Here is a 17938-nt window from a genome sequence, read left to right as displayed (position 1 = left end):
TGGGGGGTTAACCCCCCAGGGGAGAGACCGACGCACCGGATGGTTGTGAGGGGGTGCTCGGCGGGAGGGTTGGGGGACACAGTGGATGAAGGGCGGGTCGGCGACATGGACAGCGGCGCACAGAGCGGCAGCGGTATCGGCAGGGTCCTGCGGGCTCCCGTCGAGGGGCGGACGTGGCGGGAGTTCGGGTACCTGATGCTCGGGCTGCCGCTCAGCACTCTGTACTTCTCCCTCGCCATCACCGGCGTGAGCCTCGGCGCGGGACTGCTCGTCACCTTCCTCGGAGTCCCGGTGCTGGCGGGGGTGCTGGCCATGTGCCGCGGATTCGGGCGCGTGGAGCGGGCCCGGATGCGCGGAATGCTCGGCCACGCCATCGCCGAGCCCGCGCCGATCCGGGCGGAGAAGGGCGGGGCCATCGCCCGCATGGGGGCGCTGCTCAAGAGCGGGAGCGCCTGGCGGCACGTGCTGTACTCCGTGATCCACTTCCCGTGGGCGGTGTTCGCCTTCTGCGTGGCCCTGGTGTTCTGGGCCTACGGGTGGGCCATGCTGCTCTACCCGCTCTGGTTCTGGGTCTTCCCGGCGTTCACCGATCAGCCGGGGCTGCAGCTCTTCCAGAACGACGACTACTCCTTCTACCTCGACTCCCCCGTGAGGATCGCGGCGACCTTCGTGACGGGGCTGGCCCTCACGCTGGCCACCCCCTGGGTGATCCGCGCCCTGACCACGGTGGACCGGGTGCTCGTCTCCGGGCTGCTCGGGCCGTCGCGGCTCGCGCACCGGGTCAGTGAGCTGGAGTCCGACCGGGGTGTCATGGTCGACACCGCCGCGGCCGATCTGCGGCGCATCGAGCGCGATCTGCACGACGGGGCGCAGGCCCGGCTGGTGGCGCTGGCCATGGATCTGGGGCTGGCGAAGGAGAAGCTGACGCAGGACCCGCAGGCCGCCGCCCGCATGGTGGACGAGGCCCACGGTGAGGTGAAGACCGCCCTCCAGGAGCTGCGGGACCTGGCGCGGGGGATCCACCCGGCGATCCTGACCGACCGGGGGCTGGACGCGGCCCTGTCCTCGGTGGCCTCGCGGTGTGCGGTACCGGTACGGGTGTCCGTGGAGCTGCCCGCGCGGCCGGCGGCGGCGATCGAGGGGATCGCGTACTTCGTGGTCTCGGAGCTGCTGCAGAACGTGAGCAAGCACGCGGGGGCCCGTACGGCCGGGGCCGACGTGTGGAAGTCCGGCGACCGGCTGCTGATCCAGGTCACCGACGACGGCGTGGGCGGAGCCGGCGCCCTGGCCGGGTCGGGACTGGCGGGGCTGACCGAACGCCTCGACGCCGTGGACGGGGTGCTCGTCGTGGACTCGCCCGCCGGTGGCGGCACGAGCGTCACCGCCGAACTCCCCTGGCGCCCGGCCGGGGCCTGAGCCCCACCGGCCCCGACCCCGCCACCCCTCTCACCCGACCCCGGCCCCACTCCCCCTCTCACCCGACCCCGACCCGACCCCGACCCGTCCCCGACGACCGCACGGATGCCCCCGAGTGGGTGTCCGTGCCGTCGCATGCCGTGCACCCCGGCCGCTCCGTCGAACCCGGGGGGCGCAGCAGGCACCCCCCGGGGGTGTCGTTCGCCCCGTCGGGGTGGGGGCCAAATCCCTGACTTCGGCTGGTGGGGGGCGTGGGAGGGGCCGCCCGGGCCGAAAACAGCCGGTCCGGGGATACGCGTCGCTCGCACTCCGCCTATATCCGGCCTCAAGACTGGGATGCTTGGCTCAGTCAGGGAACACGGGGCATGAGCGGACGCGGGAGCAGCGGAGTCGTGGAAGACAGGGTGCGGGTGGTCATCGCCGAGGATTCAGTGCTGCTGCGTGAGGGCCTGACCCGGTTGCTGACCGACCGGGGGCATGACGTCGTCGCGGGCGTAGGGGACGCGGAAGCCCTGATCAAGACGGTGGCGGAGCTGGCGGCGGAGAACGCGCTGCCGGACGTGGTGGTGGCCGATGTGCGGATGCCGCCGACGCATACCGACGAGGGCGTACGGGCCGCGGTGCGGCTGAGGCGCGAGCACCCCGGCATAGGCGTGCTCGTGCTGTCCCAGTACGTGGAGGAGCAGTACGCCACCGAGCTGCTGGCCGGCTCCAGTACCGGAGTGGGGTACCTGCTCAAGGACCGGGTGGCCGACGTGCGGGAGTTCCTCGACGCCGTCGTCCGGGTGGCCCGGGGCGGTACCGCGCTGGACCCGGAGGTCGTGGCGCAGCTGCTCGGCCGCAGCCGCAAGCAGGACGTGCTGGCGGGGCTGACCCCGCGCGAGCGCGAGGTGCTCGGGCTGATGGCCGAGGGGCGCACCAATTCCGCCGTGGCCAAGCAACTGGTGGTGAGCGACGGCGCGGTGGAGAAGCACGTCAGCAACATCTTCATGAAGCTGGGCCTGTCGCCCAGTGACGGGGATCACCGGCGAGTGCTGGCCGTTCTCACTTACCTAAGATCTTGATCAACTGACACTCTGTCAGGTAAGGCCGGATTCGGACAGACCGCCGAAGGGGCGGTCCAGAAAATGAGCACCCCGAGTAGGAATCCCTGCGGACGTAGGGTTGACCTCGGGCAGTGCTCACGCCTCGAAGGAGGTCCAGTTCAGTGACCAGCCAGGTCAGTAGCCCAGCCGAACAGTCCGACGGGGCCGAAGGCGCGGTCGTCGGCGAACAGCGGACGTCGCCGGGCCCGAACGACGACACCCCGAACGACGACACCCCGAGCCACGGCGGTCACGGCGCGGACGCCGGTGAAGCGCGCGCCAAGGAAGTACGCCGACTCGATCGGGTGATCATCCGCTTCGCGGGTGACTCCGGTGACGGCATGCAGCTCACCGGTGACCGTTTCACCTCGGAGACCGCCTCCTTCGGCAACGACCTCTCGACCCTGCCGAACTTCCCCGCCGAGATCAGGGCGCCCGCAGGCACCCTCCCCGGCGTTTCCTCCTTCCAGCTGCATTTCGCCGACCACGACATCCTGACGCCGGGCGACGCCCCGAACGTCCTGGTGGCGATGAACCCGGCGGCGCTGAAGGCCAACATCGGGGACGTGCCGCGCGGCGCGGAGATCATCGTCAACACCGACGAGTTCACCAAGCGCCCGATGGCGAAGGTCGGCTACGAGACCTCCCCGCTGGAGGACGGCTCGCTGGACGCCTACAGCGTCCATCCGGTGCCGCTGACCACCCTCACCGTCGAGTCGCTGAAGGAGTTCGGGCTCTCCCGCAAGGAGGCCGAGCGCAGCAAGAACATGTTCGCGCTCGGGCTGCTGTCCTGGATGTACCACCGGCCGACCGAGGGCACCGAGACCTTCCTGCGGCAGAAGTTCGCGAAGAAGCCCCAGATCGCCGAAGCGAACGTCGCCGCCTTCCGGGCCGGCTGGAACTTCGGCGAGACCACCGAGGACTTCGCCGTCTCCTACGAGGTGGCCCCGGCCACCCGCGCCTTCCCGGCCGGCACCTACCGCAACATCTCCGGGAACCTCGCCCTGTCCTACGGGCTGATCGCGGCGGGGCAGCAGGCCGATCTGCCGGTCTACCTGGGCTCGTACCCGATCACCCCGGCCTCGGACATCCTGCACGAGCTGAGCAAGCACAAGAACTTCGGCGTACGCACCTTCCAGGCCGAGGACGAGATCGCCGGCATCGGCGCGGCCCTGGGCGCGGCCTTCGGCGGCGCGCTCGGCGTGACCACCACCTCCGGCCCGGGCGTGGCCCTGAAGTCCGAGACGATCGGCCTGGCGGTCTCCCTGGAGCTGCCGCTGCTGATCGTGGACATCCAGCGCGGCGGCCCGTCCACGGGCCTGCCGACCAAGACGGAGCAGGCCGACCTGCTCCAGGCGATGTACGGGCGCAACGGCGAGGCCCCGGTGCCGATCGTGGCCCCGCGCACCCCGGCGGACTGCTTCGACGCGGCGCTGGACGCGGCCCGGATCGCGCTGACCTACCGGACTCCGGTGTTCCTGCTCTCCGACGGCTACCTCGCCAACGGCTCCGAGCCCTGGCGGATCCCGGACGTGGCGGACCTGCCGGACCTGAAGGTGCAGTTCGCCTCCGGCCCCAACCACGAGCTCGCGGACGGCACCGAGGTCTTCTGGCCGTACAAGCGCGATCCGCAGACCCTGGCCCGCCCGTGGGCGGTCCCGGGCACGCCGGGCCTGGAGCACCGGATCGGCGGCATCGAGAAGCAGGACGGCACGGGCAACATCTCGTACGACCCGGCGAACCACGAGTTCATGGTCCGCACCCGCCAAGCCAAGATCGACGGCATCCTGGTCCCGGACGTGGAGGTCGACGACCCGGACGGCGCGCGGACCCTGGTGATCGGCTGGGGTTCGACGTACGGGCCGATCACCGCCGCCGTACGCCGGCTGCGGGTCGCCGGGCTCCCCATCGCGCAGGCCCACCTGCGCCACCTCAACCCCTTCCCCAGGAATCTGGGCGAGGTCCTTGAGCGTTACGACAAGGTAGTGGTGCCGGAGATGAACCTCGGGCAGCTCGCGACCCTCCTGAGGGCGAAGTACCTGGTCGACGCGGCGTCGTACAACCAGGTGAACGGCATGCCGTTCAAGGCCGAGCAGCTCGCCAACCATCTCAAGGAGGCCATCAATGACTGAGGTGACCGACAGCGACAGCCGGACCCTGCTCTCCCTGGTGCCCAAGGCGGCCGCCAAGCAGTCGATGAAGGACTTCAAGTCGGACCAGGAGGTCCGCTGGTGCCCCGGCTGCGGTGACTACGCGGTGCTCGCGGCCGTCCAGGGCTTCATGCCCGAGCTGGGGCTGGCGAAGGAGAACATCGTCTTCGTCTCGGGCATCGGCTGCTCCTCGCGCTTCCCGTACTACATGGACACCTACGGGATGCACTCGATCCACGGCCGCGCCCCGGCCATCGCCACCGGCCTCGCCAGCTCCCGCCGCGATCTGTCGGTATGGGTGGTCACCGGTGACGGCGATGCGCTGTCCATCGGCGGAAACCACCTGATCCACGCCCTGCGGCGGAACGTCAACCTCAAGATCCTGTTGTTCAACAACCGGATCTACGGGCTGACCAAGGGGCAGTACTCCCCCACCTCCGAGGTCGGCAAGATCACCAAGTCGACCCCGATGGGCTCGCTCGACGCGCCCTTCAACCCGGTCTCGCTGGCGATCGGCGCGGAAGCCTCCTTCGTGGCCCGCACCGTCGACTCCGACCGCAAGCACCTCACCCAGGTGCTGCGCGCGGCGGCCGACCACGAGGGCACGGCGCTGGTGGAGATCTATCAGAACTGCAACATCTTCAACGACGGCGCCTTCGAGGTGCTCAAGGACCACGAGCAGGCCCAGGAGGCCGTGATCCGCCTCGAGCAGGGCCGGCCGATCCGCTTCGGCGTGGACAACGCCAAGGGCGTCGTGCGCAACGGGCTCACCGGGGACCTGGAGGTCGTGACCGTGACCCCCGAGAACGAGTCCCGGATCCTGGTCCACGACGCCTCCTCGGCCTCCCCGACCAACGCGTTCGCGCTGTCCCGGCTGGCCGACCCCGACACGCTGCACCAGACGCCCATCGGGGTGTTCCGCAACGTGCGCCGGCCCGTCTACGACACGCTCATGGCCGACCAGCTGGAGACGGCCGTGGACCGCAGCGGCAAGGGCGACCTGGGCGCGCTGCTGAGCGGGAACGACACCTGGACCGTCGTCGGCTGAGCCGTCCGCTCCACCCCTTCGAAGCCCGGACCCGCAGGCCAGGTCCGGGCTTCGGCGCGTTCCGGCCGGTGGGCGGCCGCCGCCGAATGTAATGACCATCTCGTGGAACGCTAATGACTTTCGGTTCGTACGGCGCTACCGTCGTCAGGTTGGCTTGAAGTAGCTCTGGAGGTCCCGTGAAGGCAGAGAACGACCAGCGCACGGGGTTGCTCTACGGATTCGCCTCGTACGGGATGTGGGGGATCGTGCCCCTCTTCTGGCCGCTCCTCCAGCCCGCCGGCGCCATCGAGATCCTCGCCCACCGCATGGTGTGGTCCCTGGCCGTGGTCGCCGTGGCACTGCTGGCCCTGCGGCGCTGGGCATGGATGGCGGAGCTGCTGCGCCAGCCGCGCAAGCTCGCCCTCACGACGGTGGCCGCGGCCCTGGTCACCGTGAACTGGGGCGTGTACATCTGGTCCGTCAACAACGGCGCGGTCGTCGAGGCGAGCCTCGGCTACTTCATCAACCCCCTGGTCACCATCGCGCTCGGCGTACTGGTCCTCGGCGAGCGCCTGCGCCGCATCCAGTGGGCGGCGGTCGCGATCGCCGTCGCCGCCGTGCTGGTCCTGGCCGTCGGATACGGGCGGCCGCCATGGATCTCGCTGATCCTGGCCTTCTCCTTCGCCCTGTACGGGCTGATCAAGAAGCAGCTCGGCATGGGCGGCCTGGAGTCACTGACCGCCGAGACCGTGATCATGTTCCTGCCGGCCCTCGGCTACCTGCTGTGGCTCGGCTCCCGGGGCGAGTCCACCTTCACCACCCAGGGCACGGGCCACGCCGCCCTGCTGGCCTCGGCCGGACTGGTCACCGCGATCCCGCTGATCTGCTTCGGCGCGGCCGCGATCCGGGTCCCGCTGTCCACCCTCGGACTGCTCCAGTACATGGCCCCGATCTTCCAGTTCGGCCTCGGCGTCCTGTACTTCCACGAGGCCATGCCGCCCGCGCGCTGGGCCGGCTTCTCCCTGGTCTGGGTCGCCCTCTCGATCCTCACCTGGGACGCCCTGCGCACCGCGCACCGCACCCGCACCCTGCGCCTCGAAGCCCTGTCCGCGCCCCTGCCCGCGCCCCTGCCGGCCGTCCTCCCGACGCCGGCGCGCGAGACCGCGTAACCCCGGCCCTCAGAGCGCCCGGCGACCGGCCGGCGGCGGATCCGTCGTTCCCGGCCTCGTCACCCACGGCTTCGCCATCGGCTCGTCCCCCCTCGGCTCGTCACCGGGTGCGCCCCGGCCGCCGCCAGGACCGCGAGGGTGGCGGTGTGGCGGTGCCGGGTCGCGGGGTGGGCCTCCCGGCTCCACTCCCGGACCAGCCGGATGTCCAGCCAGTGCGCCTCCACGACCGCCGCCGGCCCGCGCCCGCGCGCCTCGGCCATGCCGGGCCGGTCGGGCTCCGCAGGACGCGGGGGCACGCTCGCCCGGGTCACTTCCTTCGCGTCCATCCCTCCAGTGTGCCCGCGCCCCACGGCGCGGGCCGGGCCCGTCCGTTTTCCGAACAGGGCTGACCGGATTGAGGTCTTGACGGAATGTCATGCTCTCGCTGAACATCAGCTCGCACTGACGCACGATGCTCACCAGTTCTTCCCCGCACGTTTCCGCACACATCCCCAGTACGGAATCCCGGAGCCCCCACATGAGCCTGTCCGTCTCCCGGCGTCTGGCCGCCGTGACCGCCATCGCGGTCGCCGGTCTGTTCGCCGCCACCGCTCCCGCCGCGCTCGCCTCGCCGGCCTCGGTCGCCGCGGCTCCCACGCCGCCCGACATCCCGGTCGCCAACGTCAAGGCGCACCTGACGCAGCTGCAGTCCATAGCCACGGCCAACGGCGGCAACCGTGCCCACGGCAAGCCCGGTTACAAGGCCTCGATCGACTACGTGAAGGCCAAGCTCGACGCGGCCGGTTTCACGACCAGCCTGCAGACCTTCACCTCCAGCGGCGCCACCGGCTACAACCTGATCGCCGACTGGCCCGGCGGCGACCCCAACTCGGTCCTGATGTCCGGCTCGCACCTGGACTCGGTGAACGCCGGCCCCGGCATCAACGACAACGGATCCGGTTCGGCCGCCATCCTGGAGACCGCGCTGGCCGTCTCCCGCGCGCAGCTCCAGCCCACGAAGCACCTGCGCTTCGGCTGGTGGGGCGCGGAAGAGCTGGGCATGATCGGCTCGAAGTACTACGTGAACAACCTGCCGGCCGCCGAGAAGTCGAAGATCTCCGGCTACCTGAACTTCGACATGATCGGCTCGCCGAACCCGGGCTACTTCGTCTACGACGACGACCCGACCATCGAGCAGACCTTCAAGAACTACTACGCGGGCATCGGCATCGCCACCGAGATCGAGACCGAGGGCGACGGCCGCTCCGACCACGCGCCGTTCAAGAGTGCGGGCATCCCGGTGGGCGGCCTGTTCTCGGGCGCCGACTACACCAAGACGGCGGCCCAGGCCCAGAAGTGGGGCGGCACCTCCGGTCAGGCCTTCGACCGCTGCTACCACTCCTCCTGCGACACCGCGGCGAACATCAACGACACCGCCCTGGACCGCAGCTCGGACGCCATCGCCTACGCGATCTGGAACCTGGGTGCGGCCACCCCGGTCCCGCCGGGCCAGTCGTTCGAGAACACGGCGGACGTGAACATCCCGGACTCCCCCGCGGCCGCGGTGAACTCGCCGATCACGGTCTCGGGCGTCACGGGCAACGCCCCGGCCACCACCAAGGTCGACGTGAACATCGTCCACACCTACCGCGGTGATCTGGTGGTCGACCTGGTCGCCCCCGACGGCACCGTCTACAACCTGCACAACCGCGCCGGCGGCAGCGCCGACAACCTCGTGCAGTCCTACACCGTCAACGCCTCCTCCGAGGTGGCCAACGGGGTCTGGAACCTCCGGGTGAAGGACGCGGCGGCGCAGGACGTCGGCTACGTCAACAGCTGGAAGATCACCTTCTAGCAGGTCTCCCGGACCGTCCCCGCTCAGTGCGCACACCCCCGCCGTCGGCCCGCACTCCTCGTGCGCGGCCGGCGGCGGACCGCGTTCTACGTGTCCTGCGCGCCGCTCCGCAGCGAGGCCGGCAGCGGCTCCTCCATCCGGGCCCGGAGCTCCTGCGCGACCGCCGCGACATCGGCGTGCCCCAGCTTCGCGGCCTCCACCAGATCACCGAGTTCCTCCGGCGACGGCAGTTGCTTGGCCCCGGCGACCCGCAGGTACGAGCGGGTGGCGGCGGCGGCGTAGAACTCGTTCATCGGGGATTCCAGCGCCGGGCACACCGCGAGCGTGTGCAGAAACGCCGCGGCCCGCCACGCGGTGTCCGGGGCGGGCTGCTCGGGGACCAGGACGAGGTCGTTCTGGTGCCGGGCCACGGCGGCGGCCACTCCGGAGGGATCCCATACGGCGGGATCGGACGGGAGATGGTGGGCCAGAGCGGTCCATGCCCACTCCATGGTGATCTTCAATGCCCGAACCGCTCCTGGAAGTAGCCCCAGTGGTCGGCGAACTCCTCGATTCCGGAAAGGAAGTTCTTCCGGTCCTCGTCGAGCTCGCGTTCCGTGACTTCGGTGATCAGAGCGGTGACCGTCGTGCCCAGGGCCGCCGCACGCGCCTTCAGGCGTTCGTGGAACTCTTCTTCCAGGCGGATGGTGACGTGTCTCGACATGGTTTTCACGGTACAGCGGGGTCGCTGTACAAAGGGCCGGAACGACATGAGGGTGGGCAGGGACACAGTCCCTGCCCACCCTCACGCACCTGCCCCGGCCGGTTGCCGGCGTCGGTTACTGGTTGGCGTCGGCCGCCTTCACCAGCTCGGCCTTGGTGACCGCGCCGACGTAGACCTTGCCGTCGTCCGTGATGAGCGCGTTGACCACGCGGGTCTTCAGGACGCGGCCTTCGCCGAACTTCCCGGAGACCTTCTCCCCGAGCGCGTCGAGGAACTGCTGGGCGCCCTTGGGCGCGTTCTTGTCCTTCGCCGCGCTGTCGAGGCCCTTCAGGGTGTCCGCCGAGCCGGTCTCGATCCGGGCGATCGAGGTCCAGCCCTCGCCGAGGACCTTCATGTCGTTCTTGCCGCCCTCGGCGCCGCCGGTCAGGCCGCCGAGGCCCGGGATGGACTCCAGCGCGCCCAGGCCCTTGTCCTCGGCGTCGCCCTTGCCGTGATCGCCGGCCGCGCCCTCGGTCACCTTGGCGCCCTTGGGCGGGGTGAAGGCGAAGGTGTCGGCGGCGGGCTTGGCGAAGTCCACCTTGGTGAAGCCGGCGTCCACGATCGGCTTGCCGCCGTCGGTGGAGAGCAGCTGCACGCGCAGCGGCACGCCGTTCTTCGCATCCACCGCGATCTTCACCGAGGCGACCGTCGAACCGTTCCCCTTCGGCTTCAGGACCAGCTGGTAGGCGTCGCGCCCGGCCACCTGGGCCGTGTCGCCGACGCTGACGTCGGTGGTCGGCCCGGCGGCCTCCAGGACCTCCTGGGCGATCTCCTGCGGGGAGGCCGCGAGCCGGTCGCCGGTCTTGCGATCGGAGCTCTTGTCCCCCTTGCCCGCGTCCGCGGGGGCCTTCTCGTGGAAGGCCTCCTTCGACTTGGAGTCGTATCCCCAGACGTCGTCGCCGTTGTGGACGAGGCTGTACTCGTCCTTGCCGTCGACGAATGTGAGCTTCTGGCGGTCCGGGCCGTCGGCGGCCACCCGGAAGGTGTGGGTGCCGCTCGCCAGCTGGGCGACCTTGTCCTGCGGGTCGGCGGAGCCTCCGGTGACACCCCCGCCGCCGAGGAGGCCGGCCGGCAGGCTCGGCAGGCCGAGGTCCGTGCTGAGCTTGGCGCTGCCGGACAGCTGCTGCACGTCCGAGGCGGCGATCTTCTCGATGAGCTGCTGCGCCGTCACCTTGGGAAGGTCCGGACCGCCGGCGTTCGCGAAGGCCGGAACCATCGCGATCGTGCCGGCGATTACACCGAACACCGCGACCGGTACGGCGTACCGAGCGGCCTTGCGGGTCTTTGCGTTCGTTGCCATGTCTGTCTGCCCTACCTCTGTGTGTACGGCGGCGACCTACCCGTCTTGCGTGTACACGTCCACCCCGCGCCGCCACTCTCACCCGATCTGGTGGGGATGTGCCTCTATCTGACCAAAGGGGAGGGGGTCGGGGCGTCAGCCCCCGGAGCCAACTGTGAGTACGCCCCAGGGATGACATGACGAGGGCCCGGCCTCCCCCACCCGTAGGGGTTGCCGGGCCCTCGCCCCTGTCTTTGGTCCCAGTCGCAGGTGCCTGCCCGCGGTCCTGCCCGCGGTCAGCCCGCGCGGTGGACCACGGCGTCGCACAGCTCCACCAGGGCCGACTTCGCGGAGCAGTCGGGCAGCGGGGCCAGCGTGGCCCGTGCCTCCTCCGCATACCGCACGGTGTCCCTGCGTGCCTGCTCCAGGGCCGGGTGGACGCGCAGCCGCGCGAGCGCGTCGGCGTGCCGTACGTCGTCCGTCAGATCGCCGTCCAGGAGCCGTACGAGGGCCAGGTCCTCCGGGTCGCCGCCCTGGGCCGCCATCTCGCGCAGCCGCAGGACGGGCAGCGTGGGGATGCCCTCGCGCAGGTCGGTGCCGGGGGTCTTGCCGGACTCGTGCGAGTCGGAGGCGATGTCGAGGACGTCGTCGGCGAGCTGGAAGGCGGTGCCGAGCCGCTCGCCGTACTGGGTCAGGATGTCGACGACCGACTCGTCGGCGCCGGACATCATCGCGCCGAAGCGGCCGGAGACCGCGATCAGCGAGCCGGTCTTGCCGGCGATGACGTCGAGGTAGTGCTCGACCGGGTCGCGGCCGTCGCGCGGGCCGGCCGTTTCCAGGATCTGGCCCGTCACCAGCCGCTCGAACGCCTCGGCCTGCACTCGTACGGCCTGGGGGCCCAGGTCGGCCAGGATGTGCGAGGCGCGGGCGAACAGGAAGTCACCCGTCAGGACGGCCACGGAGTTGCCCCAGCGGGCGTTGGAGCTCTCCACGCCGCGGCGTACGTCCGCCTCGTCCATGACGTCGTCGTGGTAGAGCGTCGCCAGGTGGGTGAGTTCCACGACCACGGCGGAGGGGACGATCCCGGGCGCGTAGGGATCGCCGAATCGGGAGGCGAGCATCACCAGCAGCGGGCGGAACCGCTTGCCGCCGGCGCGTACCAGGTGCTGTGCGGCCTCGGTGATGAAGGGGACTTCGCTCTTGGTGGCTTCCAGCAGACCCGCCTCGACGGCGGCCAGTGCGGCCTGGACATCGGTCTCAAGAGCCTTGTCCCGCACGCTCAGTCCGAACGGCCCGACGACGGTCACGAGGGGTACTCCTGTCTGCTGACGATCACCTTGACGATCACATGGATTGTCGATGTGTCGCTGCCATCACTCAAGCCAGCGTATCCGGTCTGTTTTCGATCACCCAGGGCGCCCGCCCGGCCACGGGCCGCGTACCGGCCGGGCGGCGCCCGATCCATCCCGGTATGTTCTGGAGGACCCGAAACAACCGGAGAAGGCGTTTTGTACAGAACTTCTACCGATATAGACGAGCCTTCGGATCCGGAGGCGGACCAGCCGCCGCCCGGCGACGACCACGCCTTCCTGGGACACCCCAGGGGACTTGCCACGCTCTCCGGGCTGGAGGTCTGGGAGCGCTTCTCGTTCCTGGGCATGCAGGCCATCCTCGTCCTCTACTTCGCGGACGCGGTGGCCAACGGCGGCCTGGGGATGGACCCGGCCACCGCGGCCTCCGTCTCGGCGGCCTACGGGACCATGGTCTACCTCGTCTCCGTCGCGGGCGGGTGGCTCGCCGACCGGATCCTCGGTTCGTACCGCGCCGTGCTCTGGGGCGGCATCCTGATCGCCTGCGGCCACTACGCCATGGCCGTGCCGACCGCCGCCATGACCTGGGTGGGCCTCGGCCTGATCAGCGCCGGTACCGGCCTGCTGAAGCCGAACGTGGCCAGCATGGTCGGCAAGTTGTACAAGACGGACGACCAGCGCCGCGACGCCGGCTTCGCCCTCTACTACATGGGCATCAACATCGGCGCCTTCGCCGGCCCGCTGATCACCGCCTGGCTCGGCGAGCACGAGGGCTGGCACTGGGGGTTCTCGGCCGCCGCCGTCGGCATGACCGCGGGGCTGATCCAGTACGTGCTCGGCCGCCGCCACCTGGCCGGGCGCAAGCACTCCGCCGAGTTCGCGCTGGCGCCCGACGCGATGCGCTCGGCTGTGATGAAGATCATCGGCGGGATCGCGCTCTTCGCCGCGCTCGCCACCCTTCTGGCGGTACTGGGCTGGTTGACGATGGGCCGGTTCGTCGACCTGCTCACCCTGATCTCGGTGATCGCACCGGTCGTGTACTTCGCGATCATGTTCCGCAGCCCCCGGGTGACGGCCTCGGAGCGGGGGCGCCTGCGCCCGTACGTGGTGCTCTTCCTGGCCTCGGTGGCCTTCAACTTCATCCTCTTCCAGGCGTACTCGACGATGATGCTGCTCGCCTCGACGAACGCCCGGACCGAGATCCTCGGCTTCACCTTCCCCGCCGGCTGGTACGCCTCCGCGCTCGGCGCGTTCGAGGTGCTCCTGGCCCCGGTCGTGGCCGGGCTGTGGGTCCGGATGGGCCGCCGGCAGCCGCACGCCTCCAACAAGATCGCCATCGGTGTGATCCTGGGCGGGCTGTCCTTCCTCCTGATGGTCGTCCCGACCTCGGGGCACACGGGTGACGCGTACAAGATGGCCGCCTGGTGGATCATCGGCTCGTACCTGCTGCTCGGGCTCGGCGACGTCCTGCTGGAGACCTCCGGCATGTCGGCCACCACGAAGCTCGCGCCGAAGGCGTTCGCCAGCCAGACCATGGCGCTGTGGTTTCTCTCCCTGGCCCTGGCCAACGGCATCCAGGCGCAGGTGGTCAAGATCTACGGCCACGTCTCCAACCCCGCCTACTTCGGCGTCAACGGCGCCATCGCCGTCGCGGTGGGACTGGCCGTGATCGCGCTCGCGCCGTGGCTCAAGCGCACGATGCACCCCGTCCACTGACTCCTGCCGTCCGCTGACGCCCGCTGTCCGTTGTCCACCGACGCCCGCTGTCCACTGACCGTCCCGAGGCGATTGGCGAGAGAGCTTCGATGATCATCCGTACCGATTTCCCCTACGGAACCACCCACGAGGACGTCCGGATCCCCATGCGGGACAGCACCGAGCTGTACGCCCGCATCTGGCGGCCGGTGACGGACGAGCCCGTCCCGGCCCTGCTGGAGTACCTCCCGTACCGGCTCACCGACTGGACCGCCCCGCGCGACTGGCAGCGCCACCCCTGGTACGCCGGCCACGGCTACGCCTCCGTACGGGTCGACGTGCGCGGCCACGGCTGCAGCGGCGGCGACCCGGGCGACGAGTACGACGCCCAGGAACTCGCCGACGGGGTCGCGGTGGTGGAGTGGCTGGCCGCCCAGCCCTGGTGCTCGGGGTCCGTGGGGATGTTCGGGATCTCCTGGGGCGGCTTCAACAGCCTGCAGATCGCGGCCCTCGCCCCTGAGCCGCTCAAGGCGGTCGTCACCGTCTGCTCCACGGACGACCGCTTCGACAACGACGTCCACTACATGGGCGGCTCGCTGCTCGCCGTCGACATGCACGCGTGGGCGGCGACCATGCTCGCCTTCGCCTCCCGCCCCCCGGACCCGCTCTACGCGGGCGAGGGCTGGCGGGACCAGTGGCTCTCCCGCCTCGGCGCGGTCGAACCCCTCATCCACACCTGGCTCTCCCACCAGACCCGCGACGCGTACTGGCGCCACGGCAGCGTGTGCGAGGACTACGGGGCGATCGGCGCGGCCGTCCTCGCCGTCGGCGGCTGGCACGACCCGTACCGCGACACCGTGCTGCGGCTGGTCTCGGCGCTCCCCGCCGACCGGGTGCGGGGCCTGATCGGCCCGTGGTCCCACCAGTACCCCGACCGCGGGCTGCCGCCGGGGCCCGCCATCGGCTTCCTCCAGGAGACCCTGCGCTGGTGGGACCACTGGCTCAAGGGCAAGGACACCGGCGTGATGGAGGAACCGCTGCTGCGGTCGTGGATCTCCGAATCGCACCCGCCCGCGACCACCTACGAGACCCTGCCGGGCCGGTGGGCCGGCGACCCGTCCTGGCCCTCGCCGAGGGTGGACCCGGTGACGTACGCCTTCCAGGGCGCGCCGGTGGTCGTGGCCTCACCGCAGCACACGGGCCTGGACGCGGGCCGCTTCTTCCCCTTCGGCAACGACGCCGACCTGCCGCCGGACCAGCGCGAGGAGGACGCGAAGTCGGCCTGCTTCGAATTCCCGGTGGGCGACGGCTCCGGGCCGGTGGAGATCCTCGGCCGGCCGGTGGTCCGGCTGCGCCTGCGGATGGACGTCCCGTACGGGCAGGTCGTGGCGCGGCTGTGCGACGTGGCCCCCGACGGGTCCTCGACGCTGGTCACGCGGGGCGTGCTGAACCTGTCCGCACGCATGGGCCGGGACAAGGCCGTGCCGTGGCCCGTGGGCTCGTACGAGGACGTGGTCTTCGAGCTGAACGGCATCGGCCACTCCTTCCCGCCGGGACACCGCATCCGCCTCGCCCTCTCGTCCGCCTACTGGCCGTGGATCTGGCCGCGGGCCGGCTCGGAGCGGGGCTGGATCCTGGACCCGGCGGGCAGCGCGGTGGAACTCCCCGTCCGCGACCCCTCGTCCGACGGCGAACCGATCCTCTTCGAGGCCCCGGAGCAGTCGGAGCCGCTGCGCGTCGTCCACCCGGCCACGCTGGACGCGCCGAGGCCGGAACGGCTGGTCGTACGGGACGTGGCGCGCGGCACCTGGCGACTGGAGGTCGACCCCCGGTACGGCGGGACGCGGGTGTATCCGGACGGGCTGGAGTTCAGCGAGGACGCGCTGGAGGTGTACGAGATCCAGGAGGCGGACCCGCTGTCGGCCCGCACCCATTCGACGTGGACGGTACGGCTGCACCGGCCGGAGCTGGGCTGGGACGTCTCGGTGGTGACCCGCTCCGAGATCAGCTGCGACGAGGGCGGCTTCCTGACCTCGAACGAGGTGGTCTGCCGCGAGGGCGACGAAGTCCTCTTCCACCGCACGTGGGAACGCAGGCTGCCGCGGGCGGCGGTCTGACGACCCCGTGCCGGGCCCCGGGCACGGCGCCCGGGGCCTTGGCGGGCGGTCAGACGGCCTTGACGCCGTCCACGAACGCCGCGAACGCGGCTGCGGCGAAGCCGATCACCGGGCTGTCGGCCCGCTTGGAGTCCCGGACGGGCACGACACCGCGTGCGGCGGCGAGGTTGGTGGCGACCTCGACGCACTGACCGCCGTTGTCGCTGTACGAGGAGGTGAACCAGCGGGGAGATTCGGTCGTCACGAGGTGCCCTTTCGTAGCTGATCGATCATGGCCACGGATGCCGCCTGGGTGCATGCCTCGGCCTGGAGCTGATGGTAGGCCGTCAGCATGGGCACCACGGCGTTGTTCTCCCGCTCCAGATGGCCCCGTTGGGCGGATTCCGCGTAGGAGAGGATCGCGCGGTCCGGCAGCGTCAGCACGGTGACGGGCAGGTTGAACGGCCGCCGCTCCCCCATGTCGAACGGGGCCACCTGGACCACAGTGTTCGGCAGCTCGGCGAATTCGAGCAGCCGCGTGAACTGTTGCCTCATGACGTCGGGCCCGCCCAGCGGGCGGCGGATGCAGCTCTCGTCGAGCACCGCGAGGATCAGCGGCGGAGGCGTGCGCAGCAGCACCGCCTGCCGGTCCGCGACGATCGCGATGCGCTCGGCCGCCTGATCCGGGGTGATGGCACCCCGTTTGACCGCGCTCTCGGCGAGGACCGTCGCGTACTCCGGCGTCTGGAGCAGACCGGGTATGACGCCCACCTCGTACAGCCGGATCTCCACGGCCCGGCTCTCGTACCCGAGGAACTCCGGGAAGCCCTCCAGGAGGACACCGTGCCGGATCTCGCGCCACTGCCGTTCGAACGTGTCCTCGGTTCCCGCGATGCCGAAGACGGCGTCGGCACTGCGCGAAAAGCGCAGAGTCGAAATCTTGCGTCCGGTTTCCACCGCCGAGACGTGCGTACTGGAGAAGCCCATCCGCTCGCCTAGACCTGCCTGCGTCCAGCCACGCTCCTCCCGCGAGCTGCGCAGACGCGACCCGAACGCCGCTTCGGGACCTGCCCCGGGGTTCAACTCCTTGCGATTCAACGCCTCGTGACCAACTTTCCGTTCAGTACTGGCAAGTTGAACTGTCCCCACGGCCGCGCCACGCTGAACCCGCCGAGTAGTGAAACCACTACGGAGAGGAACGACCATGTGTGGAATGCCCATTCCCCCGCCCCCAGTCCCCGGAACCCTCGTGGTGGATACCGGGCGCGATGACCAGGTCGGGGAGTTCCGGGGCCTCGCCGGACCGTACTGGGCCCTGCGGCCCGTACGCGGTGGGCCGGAGTGGGAGGCGGAGCCTCGTGACGTGCGGCCCGCCGACCCCATGGAGCGGCTCCGTGCGGAGATCGCCCGGCGCAATGCCCGCAGCGCGGAGGGGCTGCTGTGAGGGACGGCCCGCACGCGGAGCTGCGGCGCATCGAGTCGGACCCGGACTACCGGGAGCGGTACCGCGCTCTGCTGGACGCGGCGCTGGTACGGCGGGCCGCCGAGCGGGAGGCTTTCGCCCGGGCCGCCGCGGACGCGGCCCTACGGTTGCGGGGCCTGTTGGAGGCCTGTACGGCGGACGAGGCTACGGACGGCGGCCGGCGGGGCGCCGTGGCCGTGACCCTCGGGGCGGCCGCCTGGACCTGCTGCCTGGCCTTCGTCGCGGCCCGGGGCGGGGTCACGTGAGCGGTGGCGCCCCCGCGTGCGGCGCCACCGGCTCACTGTCCGCCTCACACTTGGACGCGCTGGCGCGGCTGCCGGCGGGAGCGCTCCGGGAGGTGCTCGGGGCCGGGCCGGAGCTGCGGTGCACGCTCGGACGGCACGCCGGGCCCCATGGCGACGTACTGCGCGAGGGCCCGCCGGGGGCGGCCCTGTGGGCCCGCTGGGGCGGGATCGGCGCGGACGCGGTCCTCGTACTCCAGGACTGCCCGGCGGACGGCGGCGGCGAGGGGTGCGGCCAGTACCTGTCCCACCCCGGCGGCCACACCTGGCAGGTCAGGGACCCCGCTCCCTGAGGGCATTTTTCCGCCTGGCGGTCCGCCGCACCGGCGCCCTGAGCGTGCCCACTGCTCCGAACGCTTCGACCGCAGGCA

At 70.9% G+C, this 17938-nt stretch carries 18 protein-coding genes; 11 read left to right on the top strand and 7 right to left on the bottom strand.

Going from position 1 to position 17938, the window contains the following annotated elements; translation table 11 throughout:
• Positions 1-105 precede the first annotated feature (105 nt).
• The 5 genes from OTB20_RS30605 to rarD all read left to right on the top strand — a co-directional run bounded on the left by OTB20_RS30605 (position 106) and on the right by rarD (position 6847).
• Positions 106-1416 (top strand): sensor histidine kinase, encoded by a 1311-nt coding sequence (locus OTB20_RS30605; RefSeq protein WP_267822450.1) that lies wholly within the window; start codon positions 106-108, stop codon positions 1414-1416.
• 404 nt (positions 1417-1820) lie between these two features.
• Complete coding sequence (locus tag OTB20_RS30600) at positions 1821-2480, top strand: response regulator transcription factor (protein WP_324289370.1); 660 nt, start codon at positions 1821-1823, stop codon at positions 2478-2480.
• Positions 2481-2623: 143 nt separating this feature from the next.
• Positions 2624-4633: a 2-oxoacid:acceptor oxidoreductase subunit alpha gene (locus tag OTB20_RS30595; RefSeq protein ID WP_267822446.1), complete on the top strand. Its 2010-nt coding sequence runs from the start codon at positions 2624-2626 to the stop codon at positions 4631-4633.
• Positions 4626-5699: a 2-oxoacid:ferredoxin oxidoreductase subunit beta gene (locus OTB20_RS30590; protein WP_267822444.1), complete on the top strand. Its 1074-nt coding sequence runs from the start codon at positions 4626-4628 to the stop codon at positions 5697-5699. The genes OTB20_RS30595 and OTB20_RS30590 overlap by 8 nt, the downstream gene beginning before the upstream one ends.
• Positions 5700-5875: 176 nt before the next feature.
• A complete protein-coding gene (gene rarD / locus OTB20_RS30585) occupies positions 5876-6847 on the top strand; it encodes an EamA family transporter RarD (protein ID WP_267822442.1) in 972 nt (323 codons plus the stop codon).
• Between the two features lie 59 nt (positions 6848-6906).
• Here the strand turns inward: rarD and OTB20_RS30580 are convergent, their stop codons facing one another.
• Positions 6907-7173, bottom strand: a complete 267-nt coding sequence (locus tag OTB20_RS30580; RefSeq protein WP_267822440.1) for a hypothetical protein — start codon at positions 7171-7173, stop codon at positions 6907-6909.
• Between the two features lie 191 nt (positions 7174-7364).
• On the opposite strand from OTB20_RS30580, the gene OTB20_RS30575 reads away from it, so the two are divergent.
• The gene (locus OTB20_RS30575) at positions 7365-8681 is read left to right on the top strand and encodes a M28 family metallopeptidase (protein ID WP_267822439.1); all 1317 of its coding nucleotides are present in this window, start codon (positions 7365-7367) and stop codon (positions 8679-8681) included.
• An 86-nt stretch (positions 8682-8767) separates the two neighbouring features.
• Here OTB20_RS30575 and OTB20_RS30570 read toward each other — a convergent pair whose 3' ends face one another.
• From OTB20_RS30570 to OTB20_RS30555, 4 genes are all read right to left on the bottom strand, one after another.
• Positions 8768-9184 (bottom strand): hypothetical protein, encoded by a 417-nt coding sequence (locus tag OTB20_RS30570; protein WP_267758572.1) that lies wholly within the window; start codon positions 9182-9184, stop codon positions 8768-8770.
• Positions 9181-9384, bottom strand: a complete 204-nt coding sequence (locus OTB20_RS30565; RefSeq protein WP_239516343.1) for a ribbon-helix-helix domain-containing protein — start codon at positions 9382-9384, stop codon at positions 9181-9183. The genes OTB20_RS30570 and OTB20_RS30565 overlap by 4 nt, the downstream gene beginning before the upstream one ends.
• A 115-nt stretch (positions 9385-9499) precedes the next feature.
• On the bottom strand, positions 9500-10723 hold the full coding sequence (locus tag OTB20_RS30560; RefSeq protein ID WP_267822438.1) for a LolA family protein: 1224 nt from the start codon (positions 10721-10723) through the stop codon (positions 9500-9502).
• A gap of 275 nt (positions 10724-10998) precedes the next feature.
• Positions 10999-12009, bottom strand: coding sequence for a polyprenyl synthetase family protein (locus OTB20_RS30555; protein ID WP_267822436.1), 1011 nt, complete (start codon positions 12007-12009; stop codon positions 10999-11001).
• A gap of 201 nt (positions 12010-12210) precedes the next feature.
• On the opposite strand from OTB20_RS30555, the gene OTB20_RS30550 reads away from it, so the two are divergent.
• Together OTB20_RS30550 and OTB20_RS30545 are read left to right on the top strand one after the other, a co-directional pair.
• Entirely contained in the window at positions 12211-13728 is a 1518-nt protein-coding gene (locus OTB20_RS30550) for a peptide MFS transporter (RefSeq protein ID WP_267822434.1), read from the top strand.
• A gap of 89 nt (positions 13729-13817) precedes the next feature.
• The gene (locus tag OTB20_RS30545; protein WP_267822432.1) at positions 13818-15824 is read left to right on the top strand and encodes a CocE/NonD family hydrolase; all 2007 of its coding nucleotides are present in this window, start codon (positions 13818-13820) and stop codon (positions 15822-15824) included.
• Positions 15825-15873: 49 nt separating this feature from the next.
• On the opposite strand, the gene OTB20_RS30540 is transcribed toward OTB20_RS30545, so the two are convergent.
• Complete coding sequence (locus OTB20_RS30540) at positions 15874-16068, bottom strand: DUF397 domain-containing protein (protein WP_267822430.1); 195 nt, start codon at positions 16066-16068, stop codon at positions 15874-15876.
• A complete protein-coding gene (locus tag OTB20_RS30535) occupies positions 16065-16901 on the bottom strand; it encodes a helix-turn-helix domain-containing protein (protein WP_267822428.1) in 837 nt (278 codons plus the stop codon). The genes OTB20_RS30540 and OTB20_RS30535 overlap by 4 nt, the downstream gene beginning before the upstream one ends.
• 115 nt (positions 16902-17016) lie before the next feature.
• Between OTB20_RS30535 and OTB20_RS30530 the strand changes: the two genes are divergently transcribed.
• Genes OTB20_RS30530 through OTB20_RS30520 form a run of 3 tightly spaced genes read left to right on the top strand, consistent with a single transcriptional unit; the run spans position 17017 to position 17860 of the window.
• A complete protein-coding gene (locus OTB20_RS30530; RefSeq protein ID WP_267822426.1) occupies positions 17017-17247 on the top strand; it encodes a hypothetical protein in 231 nt (76 codons plus the stop codon).
• A complete protein-coding gene (locus OTB20_RS30525) occupies positions 17244-17531 on the top strand; it encodes a hypothetical protein (RefSeq protein WP_267822424.1) in 288 nt (95 codons plus the stop codon). The genes OTB20_RS30530 and OTB20_RS30525 overlap by 4 nt, the downstream gene beginning before the upstream one ends.
• A complete protein-coding gene (locus tag OTB20_RS30520) occupies positions 17528-17860 on the top strand; it encodes a hypothetical protein (RefSeq protein WP_267822421.1) in 333 nt (110 codons plus the stop codon). The genes OTB20_RS30525 and OTB20_RS30520 overlap by 4 nt, the downstream gene beginning before the upstream one ends.
• Positions 17861-17938 lie beyond the last annotated feature (78 nt).

It is taken from the genome of Streptomyces sp. H27-H1 (genome assembly GCF_026627445.1).
Classification (GTDB): Bacteria; Actinomycetota; Actinomycetes; order Streptomycetales; family Streptomycetaceae; genus Streptomyces.
Note: the sequence above shows the minus strand (reverse complement) of the source record. Positions and strands in the feature narration are given on the sequence as shown.